The organism is Microbacterium thalassium (assembly GCF_014208045.1).
Lineage (GTDB): Bacteria > Actinomycetota > Actinomycetes > Actinomycetales > Microbacteriaceae > Microbacterium > Microbacterium thalassium.
Window position 1 is genome coordinate 307,242 of sequence record NZ_JACHML010000001.1, and the last position, 13,580, is coordinate 320,821.

The following is a 13,580-nucleotide window of genomic DNA, read 5'->3' on the forward strand; positions in this document are numbered from 1 at the left end:
AAGGAGCGCACCATGTCCCCCATCTCCCCCCTCCCCACCGACGTTGAGATCCCCGACATCCAGCCGGACTTCTCCGCCCCGTTCTTCGCCGGCTTCCAGGTCATCGCGTCATACATCCTCGCCGGCGCGATGCTCGTAGTACTGATCATGCTGATCATCGCCGGCGCCGCCCTCGCCTTCCGTGGGATCGCGTCCGACCGGGTGCGCACCTGGGCGGGCGAGAACATCCTGTGGATCTTCATCGCCGCCGCCGTCCTCGGTGCCGCGTCGGGCCTGTTCGCCTGGTTCGTGAACTTCGACTTCGGGTTCTGATGCGCACCCGGCTCGCTGCTCTCCTCGGCGCCGCGCTCGGCGTCGGGTTGGCGCTGAGCGTCCTCGCCCCCGCATCCGCCCTCCCGCCCGCATCCGTGACCACCGCGTCGGCCACACAACCCGCGGATGTCCGGGTCGCGCCGGCCGAGGCGGTGTCGGGCGCTCCGTGGTCGGCGCCGGCCTACCCGGTCGAGTGTCAGGCCTCGAGCGGGCAGGTGACGTGCACCCCGTCGGATCCGGCGTCCGTGACGGAGCAGAAGTGCTTCATGGGTGTGCTGTACGCGGGCGAGTCGTACACGGTGTGCACGACGTACGAGGGGCACGCGCAGGCACTGCAGAACGCGGGCGGCACCCCGCTGATCGTGGAGTACGGATGCAGCCTCGGCGACCTCGTGTGCGTGACCTTCGAGAACGCGGGCCGCGGGATGGCACTGTCGGCGACGGCAATGATGTTCCTCGTCGCCGACAACATGCGGTTCGACACGAGCACACTGCTGTGGGATGCCGCGGTCGATGAGTGGTCGTTCTGGCAGTGGGCGATCCTCATCATCACGTTCGGCGCGATGGTGTGGGCGGTCGCCGCCGCCGTGGTCTCGGGCGACCGCGAAGAGCTCGTCGGGGCGCTGATCCGGTCGTTCCTCGCGATCCCCGCGGTGCCGCTGTCGCTGTGGCTGACCGGGCACCTGCTGAACGCCATCGACGACATGACCTGGTACATCGTGAACCGCGACGGCCCGTTCACCCTGTTCTCGACCCTGCAGTCGGTGATGTGGGCGGGCGGGCAGGCGAACTACTTCTTCGCGTTCCTCATCCACGGCCTGTTGATGATCGGGATGCTGCTGCTGATGCTCGTCTTCGCGTTCCGCAACATCACCCTCGCCGCCCTCATCGCGGTCGGCCCGGTCGCGTGGATGCTGTTCCCGGTGCGGGGCCTCGGGCCTCAGTGGGTGGTCCGCTACGTGTCCGCCGTCGTCGTCCTGCTGCTGTCGGGCCCGCTGACGATCGGGTTCGTCACGCTGATCATCAACGGGCTCGCGAGCGTGAGGACGATCTGGGACCCGCAGTCGTGGCCGCTGCTGGTCGGGCTTGTGCTGGTGGCGTTCGCGCCGTTCGCGGTGTTCGGGCTGTTCAGCTTCGTCGGAGCCGTCGCTGCCGACGGGGTGGGCTCACGGCTCGGCGCGCATGGTGCACGGATGACGGCGGGCGCCGCGAGTGCGGCGGTGCGCATCCCGACCCGGATGGGCGGCCGCCCGTCGGGCGTGGGTCCCAGCGGGCCGAGCATCCCCGGCGGTGGCGCCCGCCCGGGCGGCTCGACCGGCCCCGCTCGCGGCGGCAGTGCACCGAGCGGCTCGCCCTCGGGGTCGCCTCGCCGGCCCGGGCCGGCCGGGGCTCAGACACTGGCCCCGTCGACTCCAGCACCTCGTCCCGGCGCCGCCCCGGCGGCATCCTCCTCCCCCGCGCGCCCGTCGGGCGCACCGCCTCAGTCTCCGTCCGCGCCGGCGGGCCGCTCCCCCGGAAAGGCGTCCTCATGACCGCTGCACCCGACTTCGCCCGTCCCGTCCGCCTCGCCCGCCGCTCCCGCCAGGGCGTCGCGATGGGCATGGATGCGTTCCAGCTGCTGTTCCTCGCGATCGCCGCGCTCACGGTCCTGATCGCGGTGAACCGGTTCGGTCCTCCCGGGCTGCTGTACGCGGCACCGATCTATCTCGCGTTCGGGGTCACGGCGCTCACCAGCATCCACGGGATGTCGACGCCGAAGATGGCGGGGCTGTGGCTCATGAAGCAGGTCCGGCACGGCGCCGGCGCGACCAAGTCGGTCTACCGGCCCGAACGCACCGAGCTCGCGGGCACCTTGAACCTGCCGGGGACGCGGGCGTCGATCCAGCTGTGGGAGGTCGACGGTGTCGCCGCGGTGTACAACCCGCACGACCGGTCGGTGTCGGTGCTCGCCGAGCTCGAGGTGCAGGGGTTCCTGATGCACGACACCCCGGAGCGGTACGACCTTGCCGCGCAGTTCGACCGGGTCCTCGGCCCGCTCACTCAGCGGCCCGGGATCAAGCGGGTGACTCTGCAGGAGCGGACCCTGCCGACCACGATCCGCGCCGCCCGCGAGCACTACGAGACGGTGATGCGACTCCGAGGTCTCGACACGACGTCCCCGATCGCGATCAACTACGCCGACGTGATGGACCGCTCCGAGCGGTTCGAGGTCGCGCACCGCAACTACATCACCTTCACCCTCGACCTGATCGACCTCGGCGCGCAGCTGAAGTCCCTCGGCGGAGGGAAGGATGCGATCCTTGCCCTCGCCGCGATCGAGGCCCGCAACCTCGCCGACGCGCTCAGCACCGCCAAGATCACCGTGCGCCGGTGGCTGTCCCCACGCGACGTCGCAGCCCTCGGACGCCTGGCGTTCGACCCGGAGTTCGCCGCGACCGTGCAGAACCGTCCCGACGAGCTCGCCGGCGTCGACCCCGTGGCGATCGGGCCGATGTACCTCGAGGAGCCGAAGGGCCGCAACGGCATCGTCCTCACCGACTCCGGTGTGCACACCACGATGTGGGTGCACGAGTGGCCCCGCTCGGACGCCCCCGTCGGGTTCCTCTCCCCGGTCGTGTTCGCACGGCATCCGCACACCGGCGAAGCCATCACCCACATCCTGTCCATCGTGCTGACCCCGGTGCCGGTGGCGAAGGCGCTGAAGCGGATCCGCGACGAGAAGAAGGTGTGGCGCGGCAACGAGCAGCTGCGCGCCAAGCGCGGCGCCGACGGGTCGGCGGCGGATGCCGCGGACTGGCGTGCCCTCGAGCAGCAGGAGCAGGAGATCGCCAACGGGCACGGCGAGTTCCGGTACGGCGCCTACCTCACCGTGTCCGCCCCCGATGAAGAGCACCTCGACCAGGCGGTCGCGGGGATGCGCAACGCCCTGTCGCGCGCCGGAATGGAGGGGCAGACGCTCTACTGCCAGCAGGCGGAGGCGCTGATGGTGAGCGCGCTGCCGATCGGGCTGGGGATGAAGTGATGGCCCGCCGCTCCTACACATTCACCCCGGGCAACCTGTCGCGCGCCGAGAAGGCGGAGGTGCGGCGCGAAGCGGCACGGTTCGTCCACGACGACACGCCCGCCCGCACCAGCCGCCGCGACCGGTCACTGCCCGAGCCGGCCGTCGCCGGCCCGTTCGGTCCCGGGATCATCCAGGGCGGGTACTGGAACCTTGCGAAGCCGTCGCTCCCGCCACATCAGGCGACGTCGCAGCACATCGCAGGGATCTACCCGTTCGTCGCCGACTCCGGCCTCGGGCACCGGGGCCCGGTGATCGGGGTCGACCTGAACGCCGACGCGCTGTGGCACTTCTCCCCCTGGGAGTCGTACATCGACGCCTCCGAGCGCGGCACGTTCTCGACGAACATCCTGGTGCTCGGCGCGTATCGGTCCGGCAAGTCCGGCACCATCAAGACGCTCACCACCCGGTCGATCGCATTCGGCCACCAGGTCGTCGTCCCGTCGGACCCGAAGGGCGAGTGGGTGTCGGTTGCCGAAGCGATCCCCGGCGGCAAGGTCATCCGTCTCGGTGGCGGCACCGGCGCCCGTCTGAACCCCCTGGACCGGGGGCCGCGCCGAACTGACTCGACCGATGAGCAGCACGAGCAGATGGTCAAGCAGCGGCGCATCGGCACGCTGATCGCGATCATCGAGATGACCCTCGGCGGCCGTCTCACCGCGGTGGAGCACGCCGCGATCCTCGACGCCCTCGACCGGTGCATCGCCCGTACGCACGACCGGCCCACCCTCCGCGGTGTCTACGAAGAACTCGGGCGCATCGCCGGAGAGACGGATGCCGCCTTCCGCGCCGCCGAAGGTGCCGTGCAGCCCCGGTTCGTTCTGCGCCGGTTCGTCGAAGGCGACCTGTCGGGTCTGTTCGAGGACGAGTCCACCGTCACCTTCGACCAGGATGCTCCGATCGTGGTCACCGACACGTCGGAGCTGTTCGCGCGGGGGGATCTCGCTGCGCAGCTCACGCAGGTGTGCTCGACCGCGTGGATTCAGGCGGTCATCGCCGACCGCGCTGCCAAGCGCACCCGCTACGTGGTCCGCGAAGAGGGCTGGCGGGACATGACGTCGCTCGCCAGCCTGCAGATGTTCCAGCAGTGGCTGAAGCTGTCGCGCCACTACGGGATCAGCAACATCGTGATCCTCCACAAGATGGGGGACCTGGATGCCGTCGGCGACGCCGACTCTCTGGAGCGCTCGCTGGCGTACTCGATCGTCGGGGACATCGAGAACAAGTTCGTATTCCGGGTCAACCAGCAGGAGCAGACCGCGCTGCGGCAGCGACTCAACCTGCCCGCACCGCACGTGGAGATGGCGAGGCAGCTTCGCAAGGGCGAGTTCATCGCATACGTCGGCCAGTACTCGTACCTCGTCGACTGCTTCGCGACCTCGACGCCATGGGAGTTCGAGCTGTTCAAGACCGACGACGCCGTCGCCCCCGCCGACCAGGACGACGCACAGCTGCGAGTCATCGACACGGGCGAGCTCGACAGCTACTGGCCCGACACGCTCGCCCCCGACACCAGTCTCGAAGGCTGGCTCACTCCGAACACCGGTCCGAAGGAGCAGTGATGACCCCCACCGCCACGACACTCCGCGCGTACGCCACCGTCACCGGCAACGCCGCGACCTTCGTCGCCGTCGATGGCCGCAGGGAGCCGGTGCTTCCCGATACCGGTGAGGACATCCGGCAGGCGATCGTCCGCCGCGCCCACCAGGAAGCACGCCGCACCGGCGCCCGGGTCGTGCTCTACACGTCGGGCGACCGGGGCGAGCACCGGCTCGTCGTCGGCGCCGACGGCACCCTCGACGCCGTTGGCGATCCCGCCGAGCCGCAGATCCACACGGTCACGGTGGAGCCCCCCGCGGATGACCGACCGGCACGGGAGCTTCGTGGAGAGGAGGTGAGAGAGCAGGCTCCGCAGACCGGCGCGGCCCGCGCTCCGGCCGCGCCGGCTGCGGAGTCTGGACGGGCGCGTCCCACCTTCCTCACCCCCGCGCGCGGTGATCAGCCCACGGCACGGGGCGTGTTTGGCCGCTTGCGGAAGCCGTCGGCGCGCGAGCGAGCGCACGCCGAACACGTCGCGATCGTGTCGCGGCACTGGGCGGGCTGGCGGACAGTCGCGGTCGCGAACGGCAAAGGCGGGGTCGGGAAGACCATGACCACCGCGATGCTCGCCGCCGTGTACGCGCGAGAAGGAGGCGGGAATGTGCTCGCGTGGGACAACAACGACACCCGCGGCACCCTCGGATGGCGCACCGAACAGGGACTGTACGACACCACCGTCCGCGACCTGCTCCCCGCCGCCGGAAGGCTCCTCGCCCCGACCGCGGGCATCGCCGACATCAGCCAGTTCGTGCACCACCAGTCCGCCGACCGGTACGACGTGCTCCGCTCCAACCCCGAACTGCTCGCCACCGACCAGCGCATCGCGACCGCCGAGTTCGACCGGCTGATGCAGGTCGCTGCCCGCTACTACCGGCTGGTGATCTTCGACTCCGGCAACGACGAATCCGCTGAACGGTGGCTGCGGATGATCGACATGTCGTACCAGCTCGTCATTCCCACCATCGCCACACCCGAGTCCGCAGAATCCGCCGCGCTGCTGCTGGATGCGCTCCGCGCCCGTGACCCCCGGTCGAGGCTGCTCGCCGACAACGCGGTCGTGATCGTCACCGAATCCGAACCCTCCGCCGCGATGACGGCACAGCAGATCGCGGCCGGGTTCAGCGGGCACGTGCGGGCGGTGCGGATCGTCCCCTACGACCCCGCACTCAAGTCCGGGCCGTTGAGGTTCGATGCGCTCCGCCCCGCCACCAGGGACGCATGGGTGGCCGCGGCGGCGTCCGCAGCGAAGCAGCTCGGAGGAGACGCGACGTGAACGAGGGGCTGCTCGGCAAGGGCGTTGCGATCCTCATCGCGTGCGCCGTCGTGCTGTCATTGCTGTTCGGGTTCATCGCCGAGACCATCACCAGCCTCGTCTGCGGGGCGCGGCCTACGGCGGTGAACCTGTTCTCGGGGCTGTGGCTCGCCGTCACCGGCGACCCCGCCGCGTACACCGCCCCCGCCGGATGCTCCCTCCCGGTGCTGCCGATCCGGATCGTCGATGCCGCCGTCGTGGCGCTGGTCGCCGCCGGGGTGGTGTGGTTGGTGTGGGCGGTGAACCGGTACCGGCAGTCGGACCAGGCGTTCCTGTCCGACCTGCGCACCCGACCCGGGTTCGCACCGGCATCCGAGATCCGCGACCACCTCTCCGCCAGGGCGGTGCTCGGCCGTGCGGCGCAGCTGCGCCCTAACCTCGCCCGACCCACGCCGACGGATGTGGGGTGGAGGGTCGGGAAGGCGCGCGGCACCGACGTGTACGTGTCAATCGAGGACTCCGTCGCCCTCGAGGGCCCGCCCCGCTCCGGGAAGGGGTACCGGGTGCTGATCTCCGCGATCCTCGACTGGTCCGGGCCGCTGATCACCACGTCGACCACGAACGACAACCTGACCGCGACCATGCGGATGCGGCAGACCCGCGGCGACGTGCACGTGTTCGACCCGCAAGGGCTGTCCGGCATCCGGCACCCGCTGCGGATCAACCCGATCGCCGGCTGCGAGGACCCGCTGGTCGCGATGCAGCGCGGCAACGCGATCATCACCGGTACCGCCCTGGGCGCGTCCACCGCGAACGCGGAGTGGGCGCAGGCGTCCGGTGTCGTCCTCGGACGGCTGCTGCACGCCGCCGCGGTCGGCAACCGGTCGATCGACAGTGTGTACGCGTGGGGCACCAGCCCCGGGCAGGCCCGCGACGCCGTCGACATCCTCAACGCCGCCGGCACGCCCGGTTGGGGCGACAACCTCGAAGCGACCATCACCGGCGACGAGAAGATCGTCTCCTCCATCTGGTTCGGCGTGCAGGGCGCCGTCGCACCGCTCGCGGTCCCGCAGATCCGCGACGCCCTCATGCCCCGGCCCGGCGACCCCGCCTTCGACCCCGAGCAGTTCCTCGACGGTGCGAACACCCTGTATCTGATCGGGTCGTCGTCGGGGGCGGCGGCGATGGGCGGATGGCTGAGCGCCGTGCTCGACGACATCGTCGAAGTCGCCCGCAACCGCGCCCTCGCCTCCCCCGGCTCCCGACTCGCCCAGCCCCTCGGGCTCATCCTCGACGAGATCGCCAACATGTTCCGATGGGGCAACCTCCCCCGCATCATGGCCGACGGCGGCGGCCGCGGCATCTGCACCTTCGTCGTCCTGCAGGCCCTCTCGCAGGCCGAGACGTCCTGGTCACGCGCAGAGGCCGACACCATCTGGGCCGCCGCGACCGCGAAGGTCCTGCTCGGCGGCGCCAGCCACGTCGGCCATCTGCGCGACGTCGAGACGCTGCTCGGGTACCGCGACACCCGCCGCACCCAACGGTCCTGGTCGAATCAGCACGTCGGGCACAGCACCAGCGAACAGCACGAACGTCGCCCGCTGATGTCGGTCGACGAGATCAGGCGGATGCCGCAGAGTCTGGGACTGCTCGCCTACCGCAACCGCCGCGGCGTGCTCCTCGACCTCGCCGGCTGGGACGAGCGCCGCGACGCCCGCCACATCGTCACAGGCAAACGCGACGTGGAGCGCGAGCAGCGCGACGTATTCCGCGCAGGCTTCCAGCCGGCGCCGACACCGCGGCTGGTGGAGGAGGCGACCGAGGAATGAGCAACGCACGCCGTTCGTGGATTCTGAACCTCTACCGGTCGGAGTACCTCCGCTCCCGGGTCTGGTTCGCGCGCCGCGACCGGTGGTTCCGCGAGCAGGCAGCGACCGGCGCCGCGCTCGCATGCGCCGCGTGTGGGCAAGGCGCGGTGAAGTCCGACCTTGAGCTTCACCATCTCGACTACGACCGGGTGGTCCTCGAGGACGGCAGGTGGAAGGCGCGGGAACCTCATGCCGACCTGGTGCCGATGCATCCGTACTGCCACGACCTGCTGCACCGGCTGATCGAACGCGACGAGGTGCTCGCCCGTCACCGCACCAGGCGCGACGCATCCGCGATCGCCCTCGAGACGCTGCGGTACAAGCTGAACGCCGCGAAGGAGGCGCCATGACCAATCCCGGCAAGCCCGATCCCGAAGCCATGCTCGGCGCCGAGATGGGTGCGTTCGGCCCACCGCCTCCCCCATCGCGGGACGGCAGCTCCGGGCCGATCGGCGGGAACGTCGTCAGCTGGCGTGACCTTCCCGACAGCGACGCCGCAGCCCGATGGGAGGCGCTGCGCCGGTGGGTGGAGTGGTTCGCGGTTCGCTACCGGGTATCGCAGACCACCATCCCTCCCTGCTGGTACAAGCACGGGCAGCTCGTCGAAGAGCTCTCCGCCCTGCACTCCGCACACATCGCCGCGTTCGACGAGCGCGACGCCGGGTACGGGCCGCTCGGCTGGCACGAACGCCTCGCGCAGGCCATGCCCCGCCTCACCCGCGCATACGCCGGCGGATGCACCGACGGGCACAGAGACCACGTCCCCCGCTCATGGGTCGGCACGACCGACGAGCAGGACTGGAACGCGTGGACCAGCAAGGCCCACGCCCGCTGAGACACCCACCCGGGGTGACTCCCCAATAGAGAGGAAGAAGGATGACCACCAGAATCCCCGTCACCATCGAGGGCAACCTCACCGGTGACCCCGAGCACGGCGCCGGCGAGTCCGGCAACGAATACGCGAGGTTCACTGTCGCCGTCAACGACCGCAGGCTCAACGAGTCCACCGGCCGGTGGGAGGACGCCGGCACCGTGTTCCACCGGGTCGTCGTGTTCAACCAGCAGGCCCGCAACCTCGCCGAGTCGCTCCGCAAGGGCGACAACGTGATCGTGGCTGGCGATCTGCGGTTCGGGACCTACACCGACAAGGAGACCGGACAGACCCGCGAGACCCGCGACATCGTCGCCGACAACGTCGGCGCGTCCATGCGGTTCGCGCGCGTCCAGATCGAGCGCACCCCAAAAGCTGAAGGCCCCGCTGCAACGGGGCCTTCAGTAGCACCGGCCTCGTACGCCAGTGCCGGGATCAGCCGCTGACCCATCTCGCAACAGGTGCGGCGGGAGACATCGTACTCCCGCCGCACCGCCGTGTATGAGACCTATCCCCGTCGGCCTGGCGCTTCGGCTCAGCGCGGGGCGGGCAGGCGACCAGCCTCTACTCGGTCTGGCGTCACCCCGCCGCCAGGCAGGCTCGCTCGCCGAGTGTCGCTCGCGCCCCGGTGTCCGGGCATGCCGCTACGTTGATGGCCATGAAGTCTGCCCGCCTGCCCCGCGTCGTCGCCAAACTGCCCCGCCGCGGATACGTCCTGGCGACCCTGACTGTGGTCGACGAGAACGGTTTCACGCACCACTACGCACCGGTCGAGACCCCGCTCGGCGCGCTCCGCGATGCGGCTGCCCTCATGCACCTGCAGTCGACCGCGATGGACACCAGTCACGACGACGCTCGCTCCTCCGCCTCCTGACATAGCGGAGCCGCTTCATCTGCGCATGCTCCTACGGGTAGGCGCGGTGCACATGCCAGTCCTCTTCGGTCTTGTAGACGTCGAACACGAACGACTCACCCTCGGCATCCGTGGCCTGGAATCGCCACCCATACAGACCGCCGGAACCGACGGATGCCTCCCAGATGGATCCCCGCAACCTCGTCGGCATGTCGGTGACCCGCCAGCGTCGACCGGCGTAGAACATCCGGGCAGGCACCTCATCGACCATCCACATGGTCACATCATGTTCTACAGTAGCCTCGCTCATGGCTTACCACTGTAGAACTAATGTTCCCATTCGTCTACGAGTGCTGAGCACTCACCGCTAGCGACTGATCCCGCGTTCTGGGGTGGTCGGAACCGGCACTCGGACGGCTTCGGAAGCTCCCCGGTCGCGCTCCTCACGTCTGCGGGCGTCGGCGGGGAGCGCCGCGCGGATCGCGAGTTCAGACTCGAGCTCGTCGAGCACTCGGGCGAGCGAGAGGTGCTCCTGCTCGAGTTCGAGCAGGTCCGCGGACCGTGCCGCGTACCGGTTGGAGAGCCGCGTCGCGGCCTCGTGGTCACCCGAGTCCTCGGCTGCTCGTTCGGTGCGGGCGTGGGTGTTCGCGGCCCGGCGGCACGCGTCGGCATCGAGGTCCATCAGTGTCCGTTTGGCCCCGTGCATCCAGTCGCTCGCGCGCTCCCAACGCTCGCGGGCATCCCGCTCGCGTTCGCGGGCCATGCCGAGCGTGCGCGCCAGATCCGCGTCCGCACCATACGGGCGCCGGGACCGGTCATTCCACGGCGCGGGCGTCCCCGCCTCGTCCGCCAGCGGAGCCCGGGCGGCGCGGCCCAGCTCCGTGCGGGCGGCGCGGATCGAGTCGTCGATGCTGACCTCGGGGATGCCGCGCAGCATGCTGTCGGCGATCGCCTCGCGAGCGGCGCCGTCGGTGCGCGCGAGCGCGATGGCCTCGTTGTGGGAGCGACCGCGGGTCATGCCGACGTACAGGCCGGACGCGTCCACCCCGGGACCGACGACCGAGGCATCCGTGGTCTCTCCCTGGATGCCGTGGACCGTGGAGGCGTACGCAAGGTGAACGTGCGCGGCAGCGTACTCGTGGCTCACCATTCGGAGATCGCCGCTGTCGCCGACGCTCGCCAACTCCACCCGGTCCGCCGTGATGCGGCGAATCGTCCATACGGCGCGGTTCTCGACGTCGGCGTGACGGTCGTTGCGACGGGTCTGCACGATGTCTCCTTCAAGGATCCGCTGCTCACTCTGCCCGATCGCGATCCGTGACTGTGCGAGCTGACCGGTGTCGATGCGGCGCTGCTGGATCGCCTCGTTGATCGCATCCGCTTCCTCGTTCGTGCTGGTCACGAGCGCGACTCTCCTGTTGCCGGTCGCCCACCGGAAGTAGGACTCGACCATGACGTCCCGCGCCTGGACCTGGTCGGCTACACGATGAATCTGGCCTCGCGCGTCGAGTTCCGCGGCGACGGCGAGCGCCGCATCCTTCGATGCGGGCTCCCGCATGCGCAGGGTCAGTTCCGCATAGTCGGGGTCGCGGAACCGGTGCACGGCGGTGAGTTCGATGACCGCGGTGCTGCGTCGGGCCATGCAGGCCATCGCGCCGGAGTGACCGACTGGCATCGCCTGCAGGTGGTCGCCGACCATCGCGACCCCGGCCCCGGTCTGCGCCGCGACTGAGGCGAGGGCGTTGGCGGTGTGGAGGTCGACCATGCCGGCTTCGTCGACGACGATCCGGTCGCCGGCGGTGATCGAGAACCGGCGCGGTCCCTCGTAGACGATGCCGGTGGCTGGGTCCGTGCCGCCGGGGCGGAGTTGCGCCCACTGCTCGGCGCCGGCGTCGTCGCGGGACCACCGCCAGCCGTAGTCGGCAAGGAGGGCGTGCACGCTCGAAGCGGTTGTGCCGAGTTCGCGTCCCGCGACCGAGGCGGCCTTCTTCGTGGGCGCGACCACCAGCATCCGCTGGCCGCGGTGCGCGAGCGCGATGTTCGCGACCCGCAGCATCGTCGTCTTGCCCGCACCCGCCGGTCCGGTGATGGACACCAGCCGATCGGAGCCGGCGATCGCGGCCGCAGCGGCGATCTGCCGGTCGTCGAGGCGGATGCCGTCAGCCAAGGTTCCGGCCGCGATCGCGGATACCCGCTCCTGGTCGACCCGGGCGCCAGCGCGGGCGAGGGAATCGAAGCGATCGGCGAGCTCGACCTTCAGCGCCGCAGTGGCCTCGGCCATGTACCCCTTGATGTGATCCGGGCGCTCACCTTCGTCGGCGAGCAGGTCAACGACATGAAGAGAAGCGAGGCTGATGACCCTGTCGATCGTCGCCTGCAATCCGGTGCGCTGGTGAGCGACCCCGGATGCGGCGAGCGCGCGCATCGCGCCCGCGCGGATGTCGAGGCCGCTGAACCGCCCGCCGTACGGGGTGGAGCGGGCGTCGGCTTCGACGATGGCTCGCGCGGCGAGTAACTCGAGGTCGAGGTCGTCCATCGCCACACTCGCCGGGGCAACCGCACCGCGGAGGTCAGCGATGCGCGAGTCGACCGCCATGAGCTCATCGCGGATGAGTTCCTCCCAGGCCGCCTCGTCGACCTGACCGGGCTTGTTCGGGCGTCCCGTCGCCCAGGCCCTGCGGTCGATTTGCTGGACCACGTCGGCGCTGGGTTCCTGGCCGGGGTGCTCGTCTCGCCACCGGGCGAGGAGGACGGCACGGTTCCGTTCGATCTGGTTGGACCGGCGAGACAGCGGTCGAACCGCGGCCGCGAGTTCGGCGATCTCTCCGTCCTGGTCGAGCGTGTATCCGTTCCGGGCGAGCGCTGCGATCCACTCCGGGTCTGTGCGCGCGGCGAGCTCGCCCTCGGCGTTGACGACGGTGTGGAGCTTCATCGCGACGCGCGAGTCGACGTTCGACCACTTGCCGTCCTCACCGAGGACCTTCACGTTCAGCCACAGATGCCGATGGATGTGCGGGTCCAGCGCCCGTGACCGCCGGTGCTTCAACTCGACGACCTCGACCCGCTGCAGCGCTTCACGGATGCGACCGCCGGCACCGCGGCGGGCATTCAACTCCTGCTGCCACAGCACAATCACGCGGTCGCGCAGGCGATCCTGCAGCGCCTCGAACTCCTGCGCGAGGTCGGGGTTGATGAGCACGGCGATGCTGTAAGACTTGGGCGCGTTGATCGTGCCATCGAGGATCAGGTCGGCGTCAGGCGACTCCAGAGCACGACCACGCCGCTCCCCCGTCCGCGGGTCCCGCCCATCCACCCACAGGCGAAGCTCGTCCTCATCGAGCACATCGGTCGCGATCACCCCACCTTCGACCGTGAAGCGGGTCACACCGGTGCCGGCGTCTCCATACTCGGCGAGCGCATCGACACCAGACGCCACGCGTACATGTGAATCGCATGAAGCCTGGAACGCGTAGGCGAGCGCCTGTCGAACCCCCTGGGATCCGACACCCCGCTTCCACCGCTCGAGCCCCCCGCGCACGAGCCCAGGCTACGCGTTAATTGCTGAAGTCGATACGCATTCCACATGAAGTGCCTGCGTGCATTGCCTCTTCGTGGATTGCTCTTCGTGGATTGCTTTTCTTGGTGCCTGTCCGAGGGACTTGCGGCCTGGCGAGTCCGCCGGCACTGGTCTTGCGAGACGCAATGCTCGCTGGAATCCCGTTTCGCGGCGAGGCGGCCGGACGCGGCAAGCGGTGCTCAAGTAA

The 13,580-nt window shown here is 69.9% G+C and carries 12 protein-coding genes; 10 read left to right on the forward strand and 2 right to left on the reverse strand.

Annotated features, from left to right (window positions below; genetic code table 11):
- Positions 1–12: 12 nt before the first annotated feature.
- The 10 genes from HD594_RS01460 (at position 13) to HD594_RS01505 (ending at position 9,837) form a co-directional block, all read left to right on the forward strand.
- Entirely contained in the window at positions 13–312 is a 300-nt protein-coding gene (locus HD594_RS01460) for a hypothetical protein (RefSeq protein WP_184749248.1), read from the forward strand.
- Positions 312–1,844 (forward strand): hypothetical protein, encoded by a 1,533-nt coding sequence (locus HD594_RS01465; protein WP_184749249.1) that lies wholly within the window; start codon positions 312–314, stop codon positions 1,842–1,844. Before HD594_RS01460 ends, HD594_RS01465 begins: the two co-directional genes overlap by 1 nt.
- Positions 1,841–3,334 (forward strand): SCO6880 family protein, encoded by a 1,494-nt coding sequence (locus HD594_RS01470; RefSeq protein WP_184749250.1) that lies wholly within the window; start codon positions 1,841–1,843, stop codon positions 3,332–3,334. Before HD594_RS01465 ends, HD594_RS01470 begins: the two co-directional genes overlap by 4 nt.
- On the forward strand, positions 3,334–4,935 hold the full coding sequence (locus HD594_RS01475) for a hypothetical protein (protein ID WP_184749251.1): 1,602 nt from the start codon (positions 3,334–3,336) through the stop codon (positions 4,933–4,935). Before HD594_RS01470 ends, HD594_RS01475 begins: the two co-directional genes overlap by 1 nt.
- Entirely contained in the window at positions 4,935–6,245 is a 1,311-nt protein-coding gene (locus HD594_RS01480) for a nucleotide-binding protein (protein WP_184749252.1), read from the forward strand. Before HD594_RS01475 ends, HD594_RS01480 begins: the two co-directional genes overlap by 1 nt.
- Positions 6,242–8,053, forward strand: a complete 1,812-nt coding sequence (locus tag HD594_RS01485; protein WP_184749253.1) for a type IV secretory system conjugative DNA transfer family protein — start codon at positions 6,242–6,244, stop codon at positions 8,051–8,053. The genes HD594_RS01480 and HD594_RS01485 overlap by 4 nt, the downstream gene beginning before the upstream one ends.
- The gene (locus HD594_RS01490) at positions 8,050–8,442 is read left to right on the forward strand and encodes a hypothetical protein (RefSeq protein ID WP_184749254.1); all 393 of its coding nucleotides are present in this window, start codon (positions 8,050–8,052) and stop codon (positions 8,440–8,442) included. Before HD594_RS01485 ends, HD594_RS01490 begins: the two co-directional genes overlap by 4 nt.
- Positions 8,439–8,927 (forward strand): hypothetical protein, encoded by a 489-nt coding sequence (locus tag HD594_RS01495; RefSeq protein WP_184749255.1) that lies wholly within the window; start codon positions 8,439–8,441, stop codon positions 8,925–8,927. The genes HD594_RS01490 and HD594_RS01495 overlap by 4 nt, the downstream gene beginning before the upstream one ends.
- A gap of 41 nt (positions 8,928–8,968) precedes the next feature.
- On the forward strand, positions 8,969–9,409 hold the full coding sequence (locus HD594_RS01500; RefSeq protein ID WP_184749256.1) for a single-stranded DNA-binding protein: 441 nt from the start codon (positions 8,969–8,971) through the stop codon (positions 9,407–9,409).
- 212 nt (positions 9,410–9,621) lie between these two features.
- Positions 9,622–9,837 carry a hypothetical protein gene (locus HD594_RS01505; RefSeq protein ID WP_184749257.1) on the forward strand — a complete coding sequence of 72 codons (216 nt, stop codon included), beginning with the start codon at positions 9,622–9,624 and terminating at the stop codon, positions 9,835–9,837.
- A 31-nt stretch (positions 9,838–9,868) separates the two neighbouring features.
- Here HD594_RS01505 and HD594_RS01510 read toward each other — a convergent pair whose 3' ends face one another.
- On the reverse strand, positions 9,869–10,093 hold the full coding sequence (locus tag HD594_RS01510) for a hypothetical protein (RefSeq protein ID WP_246413808.1): 225 nt from the start codon (positions 10,091–10,093) through the stop codon (positions 9,869–9,871).
- Positions 10,094–10,183: 90 nt separating this feature from the next.
- Positions 10,184–13,252 (reverse strand): AAA family ATPase, encoded by a 3,069-nt coding sequence (locus HD594_RS17785; protein WP_271171241.1) that lies wholly within the window; start codon positions 13,250–13,252, stop codon positions 10,184–10,186.
- Positions 13,253–13,580 lie beyond the last annotated feature (328 nt).